Source organism: Hoeflea sp. TYP-13, assembly GCF_040932035.1.
In the GTDB taxonomy this organism is placed as follows: Bacteria; Pseudomonadota; Alphaproteobacteria; order Rhizobiales; family Rhizobiaceae; genus Hoeflea_A.
Genome location: NZ_JBFRBB010000008.1, coordinates 1 through 18,852, shown reverse-complemented (window position 1 = coordinate 18,852; position 18,852 = coordinate 1). Strand labels below are relative to the sequence as shown.

The 18,852-nt window shown below is 53.9% G+C and carries 16 protein-coding genes; 9 read left to right on the top strand and 7 right to left on the bottom strand.

The features are described 5' to 3' along the window. Window positions 1-1,542, bottom strand: a 1,542-nt coding sequence (locus ABVT35_RS26765) for a SpvB/TcaC N-terminal domain-containing protein (RefSeq protein WP_368470690.1), incomplete at its 3' end; no start/stop codon positions are given. A 479-nt stretch (window positions 1,543-2,021) separates the two neighbouring features. Between ABVT35_RS26765 and ABVT35_RS26760 the strand changes: the two genes are divergently transcribed. From ABVT35_RS26760 to ABVT35_RS26720, 9 genes are all read left to right on the top strand, one after another. Continuing rightward, window positions 2,022-3,080, top strand: a complete 1,059-nt coding sequence (locus ABVT35_RS26760) for a PilN domain-containing protein (RefSeq protein ID WP_368470689.1) — start codon at window positions 2,022-2,024, stop codon at window positions 3,078-3,080. Beyond that, window positions 3,077-3,670 carry a type II secretion system protein GspM gene (gene gspM, locus ABVT35_RS26755; protein WP_368470688.1) on the top strand — a complete coding sequence of 198 codons (594 nt, stop codon included), beginning with the start codon at window positions 3,077-3,079 and terminating at the stop codon, window positions 3,668-3,670. The genes ABVT35_RS26760 and gspM overlap by 4 nt, the downstream gene beginning before the upstream one ends. After that, window positions 3,667-4,206: a hypothetical protein gene (locus ABVT35_RS26750; RefSeq protein ID WP_368470687.1), complete on the top strand. Its 540-nt coding sequence runs from the start codon at window positions 3,667-3,669 to the stop codon at window positions 4,204-4,206. The genes gspM and ABVT35_RS26750 overlap by 4 nt, the downstream gene beginning before the upstream one ends. Window positions 4,207-4,501: 295 nt before the next feature. Next, the gene (locus ABVT35_RS26745; protein WP_368470686.1) at window positions 4,502-5,122 is read left to right on the top strand and encodes a hypothetical protein; all 621 of its coding nucleotides are present in this window, start codon (window positions 4,502-4,504) and stop codon (window positions 5,120-5,122) included. Between the two features lie 3 nt (window positions 5,123-5,125). Beyond that, window positions 5,126-6,760 carry a GspE/PulE family protein gene (locus ABVT35_RS26740; RefSeq protein ID WP_368470685.1) on the top strand — a complete coding sequence of 545 codons (1,635 nt, stop codon included), beginning with the start codon at window positions 5,126-5,128 and terminating at the stop codon, window positions 6,758-6,760. Continuing rightward, complete coding sequence (locus ABVT35_RS26735; RefSeq protein ID WP_368470684.1) at window positions 6,761-7,969, top strand: type II secretion system F family protein; 1,209 nt, start codon at window positions 6,761-6,763, stop codon at window positions 7,967-7,969. Continuing rightward, window positions 7,966-8,448 carry a prepilin-type N-terminal cleavage/methylation domain-containing protein gene (locus ABVT35_RS26730; protein WP_368470683.1) on the top strand — a complete coding sequence of 161 codons (483 nt, stop codon included), beginning with the start codon at window positions 7,966-7,968 and terminating at the stop codon, window positions 8,446-8,448. The genes ABVT35_RS26735 and ABVT35_RS26730 overlap by 4 nt, the downstream gene beginning before the upstream one ends. Then, window positions 8,435-8,812, top strand: a complete 378-nt coding sequence (locus tag ABVT35_RS26725; RefSeq protein WP_368470682.1) for a type II secretion system protein — start codon at window positions 8,435-8,437, stop codon at window positions 8,810-8,812. Before ABVT35_RS26730 ends, ABVT35_RS26725 begins: the two co-directional genes overlap by 14 nt. Then, a complete protein-coding gene (locus ABVT35_RS26720) occupies window positions 8,805-9,494 on the top strand; it encodes a type II secretion system protein J (protein ID WP_368470691.1) in 690 nt (229 codons plus the stop codon). The genes ABVT35_RS26725 and ABVT35_RS26720 overlap by 8 nt, the downstream gene beginning before the upstream one ends. Before the next feature lie 9 nt (window positions 9,495-9,503). Here the strand turns inward: ABVT35_RS26720 and gspG are convergent, their stop codons facing one another. The 6 genes from gspG to ABVT35_RS26690 form a co-directional block, all read right to left on the bottom strand. After that, on the bottom strand, window positions 9,504-9,959 hold the full coding sequence (gene gspG, locus ABVT35_RS26715; protein ID WP_368470681.1) for a type II secretion system major pseudopilin GspG: 456 nt from the start codon (window positions 9,957-9,959) through the stop codon (window positions 9,504-9,506). 18 nt (window positions 9,960-9,977) lie between these two features. Beyond that, complete coding sequence (locus ABVT35_RS26710) at window positions 9,978-10,472, bottom strand: prepilin peptidase (RefSeq protein ID WP_368470680.1); 495 nt, start codon at window positions 10,470-10,472, stop codon at window positions 9,978-9,980. Beyond that, entirely contained in the window at window positions 10,472-12,589 is a 2,118-nt protein-coding gene (gene gspD, locus ABVT35_RS26705; protein ID WP_368470679.1) for a type II secretion system secretin GspD, read from the bottom strand. The genes ABVT35_RS26710 and gspD overlap by 1 nt, the downstream gene beginning before the upstream one ends. Before the next feature lie 336 nt (window positions 12,590-12,925). Then, window positions 12,926-13,129, bottom strand: a complete 204-nt coding sequence (locus tag ABVT35_RS26700) for a DUF2283 domain-containing protein (RefSeq protein ID WP_368470678.1) — start codon at window positions 13,127-13,129, stop codon at window positions 12,926-12,928. Between the two features lie 21 nt (window positions 13,130-13,150). Next, window positions 13,151-13,537 (bottom strand): hypothetical protein, encoded by a 387-nt coding sequence (locus tag ABVT35_RS26695; protein ID WP_368470677.1) that lies wholly within the window; start codon window positions 13,535-13,537, stop codon window positions 13,151-13,153. Window positions 13,538-13,542: 5 nt separating this feature from the next. Further along, window positions 13,543-18,852: RHS repeat-associated core domain-containing protein (locus ABVT35_RS26690; protein WP_368470676.1), on the bottom strand; the 5,310-nt coding region annotated here is incomplete at its 5' end.

The window sequence follows — 18,852 nt, the reverse complement described above, 5'->3', positions numbered from 1 at the left end:
ATCAAAAGTGTAATTCCGCTCCTCGCCATTGCCCCTGAAGTCGGCGCTGCCCTGCTCATGGTTCGAAGATTCAGCAAATACCAAATCACTCACCATATCGCCGTCGCGGTCAGTTGAATAAACCGACACTCTGTTGTTTTGACTGCTGGAATGCATTGCGCATGTTGCGCTGTACGAGCCGTTCGAGCAAAGCGACTTGAACCCGCCCGACCGGGAGTAGCTCAACAAACTGCCGATGTGTGTCTGAACTACCGTTTCTGACGTACTCGGGCCCGTGTCATAGGTCACCGGTGCCTGCAGCCCCAGCATGACGCCATTTTCTTCCGGCGTAACGAACGCGCCCGACCGCTGAAAGGCAGAAAGATTCAGACCATGACTGGCATGAATGGTGGTAAATCCCGAGCTGTAGGCCTGAATGCTGGCGTTTGGATCACCGGAATTGTCGAAGACATAGAGATTGGCACCATAGGCCGGAATACAGCTGTCCCAGGGAGAACAAGACGAACCGATCGCAACACTCTGCACCTCATCAAATCCATCATGGTCCAGATCCGTTGCCAGCAGGTTGGAAAATGCTGCAATCCCGTTGATCGGCTTGTTGACCGTCGTCCTCGATGTATTGACGTCATAATAGGTCATGGTGACCGGCGGACGGGCACTGCCTGCTGTGACCGCACCATCGGCCGCAACAACCGCATCCGTGCCGTAGCGCGTGATTGTGGTCAGGCGCGAGGCGCCCGAATAGGCGTCCTCATCATAAGTCAGCGCAACGGCAGAGCGCATCGAACCGCCTACCGTCGTCGTAATCGACCTGATCCGCTTCTCATAGCGCGTCAGCGTCTGGCCATTGGCCATGATGATCATGTCCGGACGGGTCTCCAGATAAAACCGGACCTCGGTGCCGTTATAGGTGATCGTCTGCGGATAACAGGCCGGAAGCGTGTCGCAGGCATAGGTGAAGCTCACCTGGTTGCCGTCCGTATCGGTGATCGACGAGATCAGCCAGCGGAACTTGTTTGCCGAATTGGCATGTTCGACGGTGCCACCGAAGCTGCCGGCCGACGAAAGAACGGTTCTAGTTCCGTCCCGGCCGGTGATCTCCCAGCTGTTGGTGCCGCTTGAGAACTTGATACGCTGATAACTCTCGATCTGGGTGGCATGCGTTCCGCCATTGTCGCAGGACGGGCTGACAGTGCCTGCCACACATTCAACCAGCTCATAGCCGTTTAGAAGAAAGACATCCTTGGCATCGTCATAATAGGCAAGGCCCCTTCCCTCGCTGACCCGCTCGATGACGTCGAAGCCGTCAATGCCCCAGCCGTAGCCGAGCCAGCCCTGATAGCGGCCGCCCCGCTTGGTCTTGCGCGAGGAATCGTATTGCAGCCCGATTGCCGGCTCCAGCCCGCGAAAGCCAGGCAGGTCAAGACCGTATTCATAGCTCGCATTGCCGCGGCCAGACGCGGTGGGAAATTCCCCGGTCGGGATTTTGACAGTATCGCTGGCGTCACCAACCTGCGCTTGTGCCTGATGAGAGCCGAACATACATGCAGCCAACACAACGGACGCAATCAAACCCGCCCGAAATACAGAAAACGGCAAATAGGCAGCAACCGAGTTGCTGGCAGAAAACGAGCGCATGAAAACCCCCAAAATATGTCCGGTGGCAGGCGTTGAAAACAAAGCGTCACCCGCCGCAATCCCATCAGCGCGCAAACGTCCCCGCACCGGAGAAAGCCCCGGAGCAAAACCTCAACCAGATGGAGAGAGAAACTGAATTTGCGCGCTATACGGCTAGCGCGTCAGCAAGCTGATTCGCAAGCTCAAAAACACCAATAGTTGCAATCAGGCATTCTATTTCCTGTGGATAGCAACTCCAAAAAAGCACTTACAAACAGGTAGAAATGGAATGTAACCGCGATTCTAGAGTATCAATAGATATCAGATTCTGGCGGCAAAATTGTTCCGGGTACAACCGGTTTGCGTAGGCTGGTTTGTAGATCCAAAACTACTTCGGGACAACTATGAGCAGTGCTACGGCAACAATTACAGATTTTCGAGGGTGGTTTGCGGACGAACTGGCCGGCATGCTGCGGAGTTTTGTTGGAAAAACCGAACCGACCGAACTTATTACGATAGTGCTGGGAGGTTCAGGTCAGCTGTTTCCCGCCGAGCTGCATCTCAAAAACAAACAAAAGCAAGTCCTGGTCGATTCGATTGACGATCTTGAGGAGGCTATCGAGGAACTGACCGGGCGAATGCGGCTCGCTTGCCAAATTGCCTTAAGCAACGGACACTTCATCCAGAGGCAAATCGCCGGCATTCGACTGCCCCGCAGCCGAGCTCAAAGCATGGCCGAAGTCGATGTCGGCGCCAACACGCCGTTCCAGATGGAAAACATACATGTTTTGTTACCGAGCGGGCGCGACTCTCCAGACCGGACTACCTTTTTTTTGGTCAAAAGGTCGGAAATCGATCCGGTAATACGCGCTGTGCAAAAATGCGGATGTTCCGTCGACAGCGTCCTGTTTCGACAGGACGATGACATCTATCACATTGACAAAATCAGCGTCACAAATTTGGCCGGAGTCTGTCTCTCAGTCCGAATTACTCGCTGGCTTCTGGCCGCAAGCTTGCTTGTGCTGATCGCAGGTCTTGCTGGTACCTATGCGATAGCCGATTACAAATTTAAGAAGGCGGACAGCGTTTTAAACGCCCAAATCACGGCGGCGCAAAAAGAGGCGGGAGCTGCCAGAAGAAAATATGAGTCGCAAGTGAAACTGCTGGAGCGGATGTCTTCGCTCAGACAGGAAAAAAACGCCACCGGCGCAACAGTGGCTATCTGGGAACAGCTTTCGCACATCCTTCCAGACAATACCTGGCTAAGCGATTTCACAATAGAGAACGGAACAATCACCCTTTCGGGATATTCCACATCCGCAGCCGCCATCATTCCGCTTCTGGAGCGATCCGGCAAATTCGCAGATCCCAGGTTTACGGCATCGGTCAACCGTGTTCCCGGACAGGATTTCGAACGGTTTACCTTGCAAACGAGCTTCATTCATTCCGGAGCGGAATCGTGATTTGGTTGTTGAACAGTTCGAAGGCCGTTCAAAGGACGCTGGCTATCGGCATACTGCTTCTGGCCCTGTCGGGTATTGCTCTCACGATAACCGGCGCGCTTACCTCCGTTATTCGGGCACAGAATTCATTGGACGAGAAAAGACAACTGCTCGGACACCTGCAAATGATTACAAAGCAGCTTCCCCTGGTAGCTGAGCAGACAGCCGCGTCGAATGAGGCTGCATCGCGGGAATTTCTTTCCGGCGAAAGTGAAAGCCTTATTCGCGCGAATTTGCAGCAACGCTTTAAGCAGATTGCCAGTGCGCAACGGGTCAGTGTTATATCCGTCGGCAATGCACCTGATTTCGTTCGCAATGAAGTTACCTATGCCGGCCTGCAGGCAAACCTATCCGGAAGTATTGAGAATCTGCACAAGACACTGCTTGCGCTGGAAAGTTCCAAACCCATCCTGTTCGTCACGAAACTGACGGTCCGTTCTACCGACGGCTTGTCCCTGAAAAAGCCTGTGGCTGAACCTGTCCTTGTTGCGCAGTTGAGGCTTTACGGAGCCCTGCGCCCCACGACACCCGGCGAGGAAGCGACCGAATGAGATCCGCCCTTCTTGTTGTCTGGCTGATGGTCAGCACTTCGGGATTTGCTGCCATAGGTCACATTTTGCTCAGACAGCCGCTTGATGTTTCAGCGATACCAGCAGACTCGATGCAAACACAATCACTTGCCGATGATATCAACGCGCCCGCTTCAGATCATGCGGACCTGGAAACGTTGAAATTTCCAGCGACGACCGAGCGCCCCCTCTTTAGCCGCGGTCGAAGGAAATTTGTACCTCCCCCTCCACCAAAACCGGCAAAGCCCAGACAAACAGTAACCACCAATAAACCGGCACCAAAAGTCAGAACGCAAGCTCCCAATGCGCCCGCCCCGAAACTGTCGTTGATTGGCATAAGTATTTCGAGCGGGACTGCCAGCGCCCTTTTGTCCAGCGGCAAGGGCGAAAACACATGGGTGCTCGCGGGCGACAGCATCGGTTCATGGATGGTGGGCGAAATCGATACCAATAGCGTTCAGCTTACGAGCACCGGTCGCTCGATACGTTTGCAGCTCTATGAACTCGAGGAGCGGTGACGTGACCGTTGATTGGACAATATCGAAGCAAAGCGCCTCGAACGAAGGTTTCAGCCTGGTTGCCGTTCTCTGGATTGGACTGGCAATCACTGCAATTCTCGCACCACTGACAATCGCGGCGCGGACGCACACAGCACATGTCTCGTCATTATATCAGACAGATCGGCTTAATTACCTCGCAGAAGGAATTGCGTCGATACTGGTGGCACAACAGCGCGAGCGAAAATCTAATCAAACCGCTGCAAATGCAGTTCCGGAAAATTCGACCCTGCAGGGCTGTCGAAGCGGTAAAGTGATGGCATTGTATCTGCTTCAGAGCCATGCAGGTCTCGTGAATATAAACCGGGCATCCAGCGGTGCGCTCGAGGCTGCTCTAGTTGCATTGGGAATGGGCCAAGGCAATGCGCAAGACCTGTCAAGAAAGATCATAGCGCACCGTTCGTTCTCATCGGCAGATAACGGCAAATCCAAAGAAGGCTTTTCAGGTGGACCGAAAAGCGCGCCGCTTGAAGCCATATCCGAGCTCTACGACATTGCCGAAATGGGAAATACGCCCTATCGAGATCTGCACAGGACATTCACCGTACGCGCTGCGGCCAACACGCTGTCTCTTACTGTTGCTCCGAAACACTTGAAAGACGCGGCGCAACGTTTCAGTGGACTTAACGGCACCAGCGCCCATACAGCTGATCCTTCATCGACACCGGTAACCGTTTCCGTCGTTGTTCGTCGCGGCGCCCTCACGGGACAGTTTAACGGAATCTTCGCAACAAAGACCGGCGGAGGTCTCGGTGATCAGTTGGTTGAATCCTGGCGGTATGACGAACCGGCGTCTGACGACGAGGGCAATATCTTTGGAAATTGTTCGGCAACGTTCGGTCCGGAGTTCGGCAGAATACTCAACGAGTTCGGATAACCAATGAATCCTGATCGAAATGCTGTGATTTCCGCCTTTGGCGAATATCTGAGAGAAAGATCGGTTCTCAGCGACACCGAATTTTCCCGCATGGTCGCTGCCTCAACATCGACAGGTCAAGCGATCGATACCGTATTGATTGAACTGGGATTGGTCAGAGAAGACCAACTGGTCAACCACTTCGCGGAATATGTGGGCGTGCGGCAGCTCAATCCGGATTTTGCGGACCTTGACCAGGATTTGGTTCGGGAAATCGGCGTTTCCTTCCTTCTGAATGCCGGCGTGGCTCCCGTCCGATTGGACGATGAACCGACAATGCTTGCGGTTGCCGATCCACTGTCCGCCGACGCGCAAGACATGGTCTCCTACCTCCTCGATCAACAATTTGAAAAATGTTGCGCCTCACGCAGTCACATCGAGGAAATTCTCAATCAATGGAAATCCGAGAACGAATCGGAGCCAAGTAGCATTGCGCATCACCTAGAGCATTCTGCCGAGCTGGAATTGCAGGATGTCAACCGGTTGAAAGATGTCGCAAACGAAGCTCCGGTTATCCGGCTTGTAAATGAGATCATTCAACGCGCTGTTGACAGAAACGCAACGGATATCCATGTCGAGCCTGGCGAAGACTCCGTGGCAATCCGCTTTCGCAGCGACGGTGTTCTGAACGTTGATCAACGGGTTTCATTTCAGCTTCATGCAGGCCTGTCGACCAGGTTGAAAATATTATCGCAGCTCAACATTGCTGAGCGGCGGCTGCCGCAGGATGGAAGAATGCGTGTGGCGGTGCGCGGGCAAGAGATCGACTTGCGCGTATCCGTTTTGCCGTCAGTTCACGGGGAAACATTCGTTCTCAGAATACTTGACCGAAGCACGATACCGCTCCGGCTCGATGCGCTTGGCTATGAACCGGATGATGTCTCGCTCATCAGACACCTGGCACGACTGAAAGATGGCATCGTCCTGATTACCGGCCCAACCGGCAGCGGCAAAACGACAACCCTTTATTCGATGATCAACGAGATCGACTGCGATAGCGTCAAGGTTTTTACGGTCGAGGATCCCGTTGAATACCGCATGAGAGGTATCACGCAGGTACAGGTCAATTCGGCAATAGAACTGGATTTTTCAAAGACATTGAGAACCGTACTCAGGCAGGATCCCGACGTTATCCTGGTCGGAGAAATAAGAGACCCCGAGACCGCGCGAATAGCAATCCGTGCGGCCCTCACTGGCCATCTTGTTCTGTCCACATTGCACACGAACAGTGCCGCGGCTGCATTTTCCAGACTCACCGATATGGGGATAGAAAGCTACCTGTTGGCGGACACGGTTCGGGCGGTGATCGGTCAAAGGCTTCTACGCAGAGGCTGCAGCACCTGTAATGGAACAGATACGGATGATTGCGAGACCTGCGGGGGCACAAACTACCAGGGACGCATCGCTACCTATGAGATATTGCAGGTCGATCCGGCTGTTCATGAAGCCATCAATCGATCGGCCACGGAGACAGATGTCCTGGCGGCAGCAAAGTTGGGCGGCTTCAAGACCCTTCCGGAGCATGCAGATGGACTGGTTGGAAACGGCTTGACGGATCAAAGTGAGATCGCACGCGTATTCAGCGGCGGGGTCTCGTAAATGCCACGCTTCCGGTACAAAGCCTATCTAAGCAACGGAAAAATTGACGGCGATACGATCGAAGCAGGCAGCAAGGAAGCTGCCTTTCACGCATTGTCCCAAAGCGGAAAAATGCCGTTCCTGCTTGAACTTGACAAACGACGGGAAAATACCAGAGCCAAAATGTCCGGAGGCAAGCTTCTGTCTTCGCTCTCAAAGCCGAGCGACGCACGTTTGTTCACTGAATTGTCAGTATTGCTTCAATCGGGCTTCAACATAGATCAGGCAATAACGACCAGTCTTTCTGACGATATCAATGCGGCCGATAAAGTGCGGCTTGAAACGATCAAAGAAAAACTCAATGAAGGTCAATCCGTGGCGGCGTCCTTTGCACAAGCCGGCGTTTCCAAGGATGTGGTCGCGCTGATATCTGCCGGTGAAAACAGCGGTAACCTCCCAACCGTATTTTCCGGCATGTCGACACGCTTCGAACAGGAAGCCAAGCGGCGATCAGAAATGCAGGAAGCGCTGCTATATCCGGTTTTTCTTATCGTGATGATGATCGCTGCTATATTTGTTCTCGCATTTTACCTCGTTCCGGCAATCGAACCGATATTCGATGGCCAGACGCAAGACACACCACTCATTGTCTCAGCATTGTCGACCTTCCGGCAGGTTGTGACCAACTACGGGGTCTGGATACTCTCAATCCTCCTTGTTGCCGTAGGCGCGGTTACGTTTTCTCCGCAAATCCGTCAGCGGGTTTTGAATTTACGGAGACTTCTTCCATTTGTCGGTGCCTTTGTAACCGAGACAGCCGTTGCTAGCTATTTGCATGCACTGCATATGCTGTTCTCGAATGGCGTACCCATAAAAGATGCAATGCAGCTTGCAATCGGATCCGCATCAAGTGGTGAAATAGAACGCCAATTGCTGACAGCCGAGAACGAAGTTTCCTCGGGATCCAGTCTTCACGCCGCGCTGGCACAAACCGGCTTGATGAATGACGGCCTCATTGCCCAGATAAGAATCGGGGAAGAATCGAACAATTTGCCAATGATGCTTGCACGAGCCGCCGCCGCGATCGAGGCGAGGCAGAAGGTAAAACTGGATCGGTTGTTCAAGTTTCTCACTCCCGCAATCACCATATTCCTCGGTCTGGTTATCGGCGGATTGGTGACCTCCGTCATGAGCACGCTGCTTTCCATCAACGAATTGGCAATTCGATGAGACGTGCGCAGAACACAGCAGCAGACGACAAAATCCAGGGTTTCACACTCGTTGAACTTCTGGTGGGATTACTGATTGTCGCAATGGCCAGCGGCTTAGCCGGATTCGCATTATCCGGGCGGCAGGCTGAGGAGGGAAAAGCCGCTTTCGCAACGAAGGTCGTGCAACTGTTGTCGGTTGCACATCAGGATGCTCTGGTGACCGGAACAACGAGGACAGTCAAACTGGATCTTCAGTCTCGCAACATTGCCTATCTGCACAGAGACAAGACCGAAAACATTCCGGACAGCGTTGAGATATCCGTGCTGGTGGGACTGGAACTCATTGCAACCGACGGATTGATTCCGATTTTGTTTTTTGGCGAAGGCGGCTCGACCGGCGCTGAAATCACTATTGCAGACAGTGACGGTCCGGCAATAACCGTACAGACCAATTGGCTGACCGGGCTGACGTACGAGATACGTGATGAAGACCGGTAGGCATTCCGATGACCGCGAGGCGGGATTTACGCTTTTAGAGACCATCGTGGCCTTTGCGGTCATTTCAATTTCGCTCGCAATTGCGGTACGCGGGATCAGCGTCAGCCTTCACAATGCGGAACGGTCACGGGTCCAAGAGGAAATGCGGCAACTCGCAAGAGCTGTCCTTGCAGAAAACAGCGCGAATTCTGAAACACTTACAAAGGACGATAGCAGTCCGGACGGTCGCTTCGATTGGAAACTGTCCATTCGTCCCATCACGATAGAGGCCGCATCGAACGTTCGCGTCATTACTCTTGAGATTACGCACAAAGCCCCACCTGCTTTGACGACAGAATATGTGACATTTGAGCGAGGTGAATAGAGCGGAAATGCATCATCCAGGCTCACACAGTCCAAATAAAATCTCTTCCGCCAGACGGGAAAACAACTCGGTCTCCGAAGCTGGGTTTTCGCTTGCTGAGATTCTGGTTGTCCTAGCCATACTGGCTCTGATCACTGGATTGACGACGGTATTTTTAGGTCAGCTGCGCAAAGCATCTCAGATACATGCCGAGCGTGAAATCCAGCGCGAGTTGAACAGCGTTTCGAATTACATGGAGCGCACCCTGGAAACCGCATTGGCTCTTCCGATCGATATTTCGGACAACCGGAACCGGGCTTTTTTCGTCGGAAATGCATCAGGCGTTTCATTCGTCAGTTCATCACGGATCGGCATACAGGAAGCCGCTATGCGAACAAAAAGAATTGAGCTACAGCCCGGCGAGAAAAACGGAGAGCTAATCCAGACAATCGCCGCACGACGATTTACCAAATCAACGTTGTCAAATCAGCCACCGCTCACGGTTTCCGTTGCCGATGGTATCAATGGCATCAAATTCGAATATCTTGGAGCCTTGTCGGGGTCATCTGATGCACAATGGACTAATTCCTGGTCGCAAAACCGTTCGCTGCCTCGCGCTGTAAGGTTCAAGATTACCGCAAGCCGAAACGGCCGGCAATTTACTAGCCGCGGATTTGCGCGCCTTCGAAACTCCGGGCACTAGTTTCAGTGCTTATTGTGTATTTGAAATATCCGCATCTTCGCCTTCGCCGCCGATTTTGCCATCTCTGCCAAGCGACGAAATAACAATGCCTCCGCTGTTTTCATCGCGGCTGTATGTGTATGCGTTGCCCCAGGGATCCTTCAGCTTGTCAGCATCCTTCAGATAGGGCCCATTCCACCGGGCTTCGTCCGCCGGTCGAACGGATAATGCGGAAATGCCCTGCTCGGTCTCCGGATACTTCATATTGTCGATGTAATAGAGCTCCATGGCAGATTCGATATTGCTGATCTGGATGCCGGCAGCATCTGATCGCGCCGAGCCCAGATAACGCAGGACCTGCGGAACGGCAAATGACGCGATCAGGCCTATGATCGCGAGCACCACCAACAGTTCAACCATCGTGAAGCCGGCAACATCTGAATGTGCCGATCTGTTACGTCTGCGGTTTCTTACAACAAATATCATCACCTTAATCCCGAGAGCTCAGCGGGCCAGAAGACCGAGGTTTGTGAAGTTTTCCATGCACCAGCTTGCAAGAAGACCGACCCCGAGAAACGGGCCGAATGGCAACCTGCCTGACGAACGGAATTGAGAATTGTGCCGCCCGAATACTCCGAGTGAAATGAGCGCGCTGGCACAGGAAATGAAAATGAATACCGGCAAATTTGCCGGGTTCAGCCACACCGCAGAAGCGCCAGCCATTTTCACATCTCCAAGCCCAAGCCCAACCACGCCTCTGGTGCTAAGATAAATTGCGCGAATGGCATAAAACACGGCCGTCAATGACAGGGCGCCAACGATGGCCAGTAGCGGAAACTTTGACTGACTCGCGTATTGAAATCCCAATCCACTCACCACGAGGGCAGCGTTCAACGCATTGGGAATGATCATTCGCTTCAGGTCGATCAGGGCTATGGCACCGATGATGACAACGAGCGAAAGGCCGAAAATCCATAAAATATCTGAACCCGGCTGCATCAGTATACCAGTCGCTTGAAATCGCGCTCTCGGCGGGTTTTTCCCCGGCGGGTCTTGCTAAGCGGGCTTTCAAGTCTCAGCTGGTTTCTGAACTCCGCGGTCACGCCCCGCGCTTCCTGTACGCTTCTGACAACCCGGGGTCTGATGAATATGATCAGCTCGGTCCGCTTGATCTTGTCCGTTTTGTTCTTGAAGGCGTTGCCGATGAGCGGGATGTCTCCAAGAATTGGCACCTGCCCCCGGCTGAGTTCGTTGCTTTCCTGGATCAGCCCGCCAAGCGCAAGACTTTCACCATCGTGAACGGTGACCTGCGTGGTGATCTTTCTTTGCCTGATGGTGGGTGAATCTATACCGCTGGTCGTTGTTTTAACGACCGTGCTGACTTCCTGTTCGATGTCGAGCATGACCCGGCCGGATTTATTCACTCTCGGGACGACCGTCAGGATAATGCCGGTGTCGCGCATTTCCACCGAATTGATGACGGCACCCGGGTTTGTGATGTCCGTAGCCTGCTGCGTGACGATCGGCACCTCATCTCCGACCTGCAGCACGGCTTTTTGATTGTTTCGCGCCATGATTGTCGGGGACGAGATGATATTGACATCCGTGATGCTAGCGAGTGCGTTCAAGGTAACCTTGAGGTCGCTCGAAGCGTAGGTCCATGAAAAGCCTGGGAAAGCCGCCCCGACAAAGCCGGAAGCAAGATCCGATAATCCAAGCTCAAATCCGCCATTTTCATAAAACCACCGCACTCCGAGCTTCAGCTCGTCATCCAGGGTGACCTCGGCGATGACGGCTTCGAGCAAAACCTGGGTCGGCAATATGTCCAGCTGCCGCAGAATATTTTCGATCCGCTTAAATTCGCGTGCCGATGTTGAAATCAGCAGCGCGTTATTCTCCACGTCGGCCACCACTGACGTGCGCGGTCGAACGCCATCGCCGCCGTAGGAACCGCTGTCCTGACCTTCCGGCTGGAAACCTGCGGTTGCAACCTCTCCTGCTGTGAGCTGCGGCGCTACTGGATTTTCGCTCTGGGAAACATCCGTATTTTCTTGCGAGAGAATTGCCCGCAGGATTTCCGCCAACTCAGGCGCCGGCCTGTTTTGAATGTGATAGACGAACAACTGGTCTTCGTTCGTTTGCGCCTGAGCGTCAAGCTTGTCGATCCAGGTCGCAGCCCGGCCGAGATACTTTGGACGCGAGGTGATCACCAGAATGGCGTTCAGCCGTTCGTTCGGAATAAAACGAATGACCTTCGATTTCGAATTTCCCGTATTGCCGAATATCTCGTCTAGCTCATCGGCGATCGCGACCGGCTGTGATGTCTGCAATGGGTGGAGCGCAACGGACATGCCGCGCATCCAGTCGACGTCGAATACGGAAATTGCCTCGCGCATGGCCCGCAAATCCGCGCCGTTGCCCGCCAGAATAATCAGGTTCCGCTTATCGTCGACCCGCAGGATCGAGCCCTCCCGGCTGATCGGCTGCAGGATGTTGTTCATCTCGTCCGCTGCAATGTGCTGCAGTTCGATGACTTGGACCTGCAGGCCAGGTCCTGAGGACGCCACGCGCGGCACGCTGATTGACGGCGTTGAGCTTAGGGCATCGGCTCTTCTGACGATCTCATATGTGTTGTTCTTTTGGACAATCGCCGCATCGTTGACCGCAAGAGCCGTCTCAAAAATCTCGATTAACGCTGCACGCGATACGGGAGAACTTGTCTGTATTGTCATCGAACCCGAAACCTGCGGGTCGACGACGTAATTGATGTTCAGCGTGTCTCCCAGGACTTTTTTTGCGGCATCCTTTATGGGGACATTTGCGAGATTGAGCGTGTACCCCTCTTGCCCGGAGGTGGTTGTGCCTGAAGCTATTTCCGGCGCGCGCGACGAAACAAAACTGCCGCTGCCGCGTTGAACGACACCCGTAAAGGCTGTTCTTCGCCCATCTGTTCCCACTATTCTCTGGTTGTTTCCGGATCCGGGACCTTTTGGCGAGCCCCACGTATCGAGGCCCGATAGCGCATCGTCGAACACATTACGCGAACCGGTGCTCGTTCCGCAGGCTGCCAGGGCAAGGACAATAAGCAGCAGCGCTATGGGTCGGAAAATTTTCACGGTCGCCGCCAGGAATCGATTATGGTATGTTAGTTTACCAGCGGCAATTATACGTTGCACCAGCGCTGTCTACGAGCTTATGGGTTTTCCACAGTGGCGGAGGCCTCTGAATGCTTCGTGATGCTCCGAATTAAGCTTGAAGACTATTTCCGCTTCCAATCGGAAGACCTAGGTAAAGCGCGTATCGCGGTTATCGAAACCGGTCACAACAGCTAAATGCCAGATGAGAAAAACAGTGCGTTACGCCAAGAACACGATACGAACTTGTAGCGCGGCAGTTTTCCACATTCACAACCTGGGAATTTGGTTAATTGTCTGCCTAATTCTATTGCCGCTTTAAGACAGTATTTCGATTCCGATCAATTCACCAAATTCATCAAAATCCAGATTGACTTCCGCGCCCTGATATCCCGAAATGAACTCAGCCAGGCAGAGAGTTTTTTTTACTGCGCCATGTGTTCCGATGCCCGGATGTGCGGGAAGAGCTAGATAAGCAATATTGGGTGTATCCTTGTTGACCCTAAGCTCAAAATTGTTCAATTTCTTCACCTAAATAGGATTTTACTGTGGTTGAACAATCTCCAATCCAGCCACTTGTCCATTTTCATCTTCAAGCAACCAAGCATTTGCGACTGAATGACTGGCAGATTTATCATACAAAGAATCCACCCACAGAATGAGCGATACTGGATTATCTTGACCAACTTGGAGAACTATTTTCGTTTCAGCGGTAAGCTCGTTTGCTTCCAAACTCTTCCCAACTTCAGCGAGCTTATCCAAAAGGAAAGTGATCTCAATGCGAAACAGAATTCCCTCCTTATTGTAATCAAGAACCGCTGACATGGGTGCAGAAATACGATAGTGCTCCTCGCACCGATGAAAAAGAAAACGTTTCAGCCCTGCCCCAACCTGAAGGTCCTCATAAATCGCGTAGTTGATAGAAGCCATCTACCCTAATTCATTTCATCTTGATCGGACGAAGGGGTCTCACCTTTGTCCGTATTTTGTGTGTTATCTCTTTGAGACAACTGATCCCTGAATACTCGGCCTTCCTCGCCTCCTGGCAGCCCCCTATGAGTCGATACAACTGCGCCTGTCTCATTTGATATTACTACTGTCACATTGTTTTCCGAATTGTAATAGACCGTTGTATCTTTGTTTCCGGGAGTAGCCAAAGAATTTGGGTTCAAAACTGTGTCGCCCACTGCTAATCCAGGAACCCCTCTTTCATCACTGCGTTCTCCTCCGTGAATTGTAAAGTCTGGAATAAAAGGTGGGGGAACTTGGGGGTTTGGCGACCTTGGTGGGCTATTTTGCGGGCCACGGTTATCGTTTTTTGAAATGACTCGCCCGTCTCCACCTCTGGCAACTTCATCGTCATCCATGGTGCTGGTGATGATGGCCACGATTGCTAGCCCTATAGCCGCTCCCAACAACGCTGCATCATTTCTAGGATCGGTCAAACTTGAGTGTGGACTGAGCGGTTTAAAGTCAGCCATCGCCCTAAAAGCATTCCTGGATGCGTAGGCAGCAGGTCCAGCTGGGGAAACACTTCCCAACGACTGATGCCCGTTCGGATCAGTCTTATTGATCGGATCATTGCTTGCATAGGCATATCGGTTCGGTCCGACGCCTTCGAGGATGGGATCCCAGTCGTCCGGCGAGATGAACCTTCCGAAGGTGGGGTCCATGTAACGTGCGTTGAGATACATCAGACCCGTTTCGGGATCATGCCGCTCGTTGATGTAACCCTTTTGCGTCGCCATGGCCTGATTGGTTGCCTCGCCATAGGACGCATAGGCAGTCTGCTCGACCTGGTTGCCTGAGGCGTCTGTCACAATGCGCACCGAGGACAGATGATCACGGTGGATGTAAGTCGGGCTGGTGCCGACCATCTTCACATCCATGTGCGGATAGCGCGTATAGGCGTTGAGAGCATAGACACCTGCAGAGACGGGCGTGCCGGTTACATCGATCTCCGCATCGGCATCCGGATACAGCGTCTCGCCCCCGGCGCCGACCTTCTTCACCCGTTTGCTTTCAGGTCCGTAGGCAAAGTCGATCGTTGCAGAAGCCGCGTTGATGACCTGTTTGAGACGGTTGGCCTCGTCCCAGGAAAGCGTGCGCGTGCCGTCATCCGTCATGTTGCCGTTAGCATCATAGGCAAACGCGTTCGCACCAAGCATCAGCGGTGCATGCGGGCCGGCCGGCTGGCTTGCCGGGCTGTTCGGCAGGTCTGCGGTATTGTACCAGGCGGCTTCGCCTTCGAACCAGATACCGTCGACATTGACCAGCACATCCGTGCCGTAGGTGGCGCTTGTTACCGTAACCGACTTGTCGCCGTTGAGTGTGTAGCTGTAATCCGCCAGTGAGCCGTCATATATGGCGGAATTGAATCCGCCGCCGCCAATCAGGATATCGTCGCCCAGGGCGCCTTTCAGGTTATCCGAACCATCAAGACTGCTGATAATGTCATTGGCATTAGCACCCCACAATCCGTCATCGCCGCTGGTGCCGAGGATTAACTTGTAGCCACTCACGCCGGCTACAATATCCGCAAACTCGTACCAGGTTGCTTCGCCGTCGAACCAGATACCATCGACATTAATCAACACATCCGTGCCATAAGTGGCGCTTGAAACAAGCAACGATCTGTCACTGATATATTTGAACGTGTAATCGCTGAACTGACCGTCATAGATGACCTTGTTGTATCCGCCGCCGCCGATGAGGATATCATCACCAAGACCGCCGCGCATGTCGTCCAAACCGTCGAGGCTTTGGACGATGTCGTTGCTGTCGGTGCCCCACAACAGGGAAGCACTGTCATTTCCATTCGTCCCAAGGATTGAGTTGTAACCGCTGATACTGGCAGCGATGATTTCAAAATTGTACCAGGCCGCTTCGCCGTCGAACCAGATACCGTCAATATTGACCAGAATGTCAGTGCCGTAGGTGGCATTCGAGACAAGCAGCGACTTGTCGCCAACAAAGGTGAAGGTGTAATCGCTGAACTGACCGTCATAGACCACCTTGTTGGTTCCGCCGCCGCCGATCAGAATATCGTCGCCAAGACCGCCGTAAAGATCGTCCACACCGTCAAGACTGCGGATGATGTCCTTGCCGCCGGTGCCCCACAACGCATCATTGCCGTTCGTGCCCGTCAGGAGAGTGTAGTCCCCCGAACTGGTTGGCAGGTCTGCGGTATTGTACCAGGCAGCCTCGCCCTCGAACCAGATGCCGTCGATATTGACCAGCACATCCGTGCCATAGGTAGCGCTTGTGACCGTAACCGACTTGTCGCCGTTGAGAGTAAAGCTGTAATCCGCCAGTGAACCATCATAGACGGCCTTGTTGGTTCCACCGCCGCCAATCAGGATATCATTGCCCAGGCCGCCCTTCAGATCGTCCACACCATCAAGGCTGCGGATGATGTCCCTGCCCGTTGTTCCCAGCAACAGCGGAAGGCTGTCATCGCCATTGGTGCCAATGATCGTATTGTAGCCGCCCATTCCGGTTATGATATCTGCAAAATCGTACCAGGCCGCTTCACCCTCGAACCAGATGCCATCGACATTAGTCAGCACATCTGTTCCATACGTGGCACTCGAAACAAGCAACGACCCATCGCTGATGTAATTGAACGTGTAGTCGCTAAACTGGCCGTCATAGACAGCTTTGTTGGTTCCGCCGCCGCCAACGAGAATATCGTTGCCGAGGCCGCCTTTCATATCGTCTACGCCGTTAAGGCTGTGGATGATGTCTTTGCCATCGCTTCCGAGCAAAAGGGGAAGGGCGTCGTCTCCATCCGTGCCGAGGATCGCTTTGTAGCCACTTGCGCCGGCGGCAATATCCTCAAATGCGTACCAGGCGGATTCGCCATTGAACCAGATGCCGTCGATGTTGACGAGAATGTCTGTACCGTAAGCGGCACTCGAAACAAGCAGTGTCTTGGCGCCGACAATAGTGAAAGTGTAGTCGGAGAACTGACCGTCATAGACAGCCTTGTTGGTTCCGCCGCCGCCAACGAATATGTCGTTACCAAAACCACCATAGAGATCGTCTGTTCCGTCAAGGCTGCGGATGATGTCCTTGCCGGCAGTGGCCCACAATGAGTCGTCACCGTTCGTGCCTGTCAGTAGATTGTAGTCAGACTGAGGCGAACCCGCCCCGCCAGAACCCGGATATGTGAATGCCCCCGCCAGTCTTGAGCGTGTGAGCAGGTTGCCGCCATCGTCATAGGAGAAGGTCTCGGTGAGTGTGGCATCGCCCTGATTGGTGGCGGTGATCAGCTCGTCGCGGTCGTTATAGGTGTAGGTCCAGCTTTCCGCCGGGGTCAGGCCCGTGATTGCCGTGATGCGGCCCATCGCATCGCGGGTGTAGCTGTTGTTCATCAGAACCGTGGCATCGGCCTTGGTCGTCACGATCCCCGTCAGCCAGCGCCGCTGCGGCGAATAGGTAAAGTCCGTCGTCACACCATTGGCATAGGTGATCTGATCCGTCTGACCGTCCGCCTCATAGGTGATCGCGTTGATCAGCGACGGAATGCTCTTCAACCGGCCGTCATAGCCGTAGAGCCATGGCGAGGCGGCAGAACCGACGGCAACTAGATGCGGATCGTAAAGCTTCCAGATGGGAAGCTCGCCCTTGTCCTCGCCGATCATCGTCGTGTGCGTCGCCCCGTCGATCGTCACCCTGTTCTTGGCGACATTGCCCGACGGATGATAGTCGATCGCCCTTGAGGCATTGGCGTTTGAGGCCGATGTCAGCTGGCCCATATTGTAGTAGCCGGAGCGCTGTTCGTCATAGGTGTTGGTGGCAAGCACAGGATCCGACACAACGGGGCTGGCGATGGTGCGCGACAGCGGACGACCAATCGCGTCATAGCTCATCGCCGTCACTATGCCGCGCGCATCCGTCTGGGATGTCAGCCGTCCTGCCTGATCGTAGGCATAGGACCAGTTGCCAAGGTCCGGATCGCTGACCGACAGGCGGTTACCGGCAAGGTCGTATGTGTAGGACCAGACGGCACCGATATTGTCCTTGACGCCAATCAGGCGGTCGAAGGCATCGTAGGAATGCCATTCCTTTGTATTGGCTGTTTCCTTGTGGGAATAGATCACCTTGCCGCGGGTGCTGGTGACGGCCACCGACGTCCGGTTCAACTCATCGGTCAGCCGCACTGCCGTCAGCGGCACATTGCCCGCAACATTGCCCGCAGGAACCGCGTTGGAGAGAAGATAGGCCATGATTCGGAACTTGCCGTCAGGATGATAGGTTGACGTGATACGATCCGCCCAGTCGTAGCTGTGATCAGTCCAGTATTTCGTTTCTCCCAGTACCAGGGGCTGGCTGGTGCGCATTACGTTGTTGCGTGCATCATGCGCCACCCATGTACGGACAGAGCCCGTGTGGCAGTCCGGAAGACACTCAAGAGTTAAAAAGACCCGGCCGCGTCCATCGAAATATCTGTATTCCCGGGTCCAAATGTCGGCGATACCAGGCAATCTCTTCATGGTGCGCATCCGCTGCACAGTCGCCGGATTGCCCTCCTCCAAATACTCAACCCGCTCTTCGGCACCACTCACCGTGTTGACGTGATTGTAGTGCCGGCAAAAGACGTCCTGGCCGTAAGTATGCAGCACGTCGTTGAGGTCCGTCAGCGTCACAGGGACACCGCACACCGAAGAATAAGTCCGCGTTGTCTGCTGGCGGCTGTCGCCGCCGAAGTACAAGGCATTGCGTGTTGCTACCGGATAAAGATGAAAAGTCGCATCGTAATCCCATTCCGTCCGGTTGCCCTCGCCGTCAACCTCATGGGTCTTGTTGCCATAGGCATCATAGCCGTAGCTCATGGCCATCGAGGGCAGTGACGCATCCGACGAGCGCAGCACCGTGCGGCCCGTCACATGGCCCTTCGTCGGAGCAACGCCATGGGCTCCGCCGTCATAGGAGAGCTGTTCACGTGAGAGCAAAGCACCCGACGTTCCTGATCCCTCGTGGACCGAGACCGTCGACGGCATCGACAGGATGTAATCAGAGACGTTGGCGACGATACTGTTCACCTGTGTCGTCTCATCACCCGTCACACCCGTGCGGCCGAGCTTGCGTTCCTCGATCACATTGCCGTAGCCGTCATAGGAACGCTCAATACGTGTCGTCAGCGTGATCGCCGAACCGGACGTGGCATCGTTCTCGGTCAGTGCCGTCTCGGTCGCGGTCCTCAGCGCCGTGTACGGCTTGGTTGCGGTGTTGACCGTATA

Excerpts from the sequence above, each read along its gene's own strand:
- ABVT35_RS26760 (WP_368470689.1), top strand. The coding sequence starts at position 2,022 with ATGAGCAGTGCTACGGCAACAATTACAGATTTTCGAGGGTGGTTTGCG.
- ABVT35_RS26750 (WP_368470687.1), top strand. The coding sequence starts at position 3,667 with ATGAGATCCGCCCTTCTTGTTGTCTGGCTGATGGTCAGCACTTCGGGA.
- ABVT35_RS26745 (WP_368470686.1), top strand. The coding sequence starts at position 4,502 with ATGGCATTGTATCTGCTTCAGAGCCATGCAGGTCTCGTGAATATAAAC.
- ABVT35_RS26740 (WP_368470685.1), top strand. The coding sequence starts at position 5,126 with ATGAATCCTGATCGAAATGCTGTGATTTCCGCCTTTGGCGAATATCTG.
- ABVT35_RS26735 (WP_368470684.1), top strand. The coding sequence starts at position 6,761 with ATGCCACGCTTCCGGTACAAAGCCTATCTAAGCAACGGAAAAATTGAC.
- ABVT35_RS26730 (WP_368470683.1), top strand. The coding sequence starts at position 7,966 with ATGAGACGTGCGCAGAACACAGCAGCAGACGACAAAATCCAGGGTTTC.
- ABVT35_RS26725 (WP_368470682.1), top strand. The coding sequence starts at position 8,435 with ATGAAGACCGGTAGGCATTCCGATGACCGCGAGGCGGGATTTACGCTT.
- gspG (WP_368470681.1), bottom strand. The coding sequence starts at position 9,959 with ATGATATTTGTTGTAAGAAACCGCAGACGTAACAGATCGGCACATTCA.
- ABVT35_RS26710 (WP_368470680.1), bottom strand. The coding sequence starts at position 10,472 with ATGCAGCCGGGTTCAGATATTTTATGGATTTTCGGCCTTTCGCTCGTT.
- ABVT35_RS26695 (WP_368470677.1), bottom strand. The coding sequence starts at position 13,537 with ATGGCTTCTATCAACTACGCGATTTATGAGGACCTTCAGGTTGGGGCA.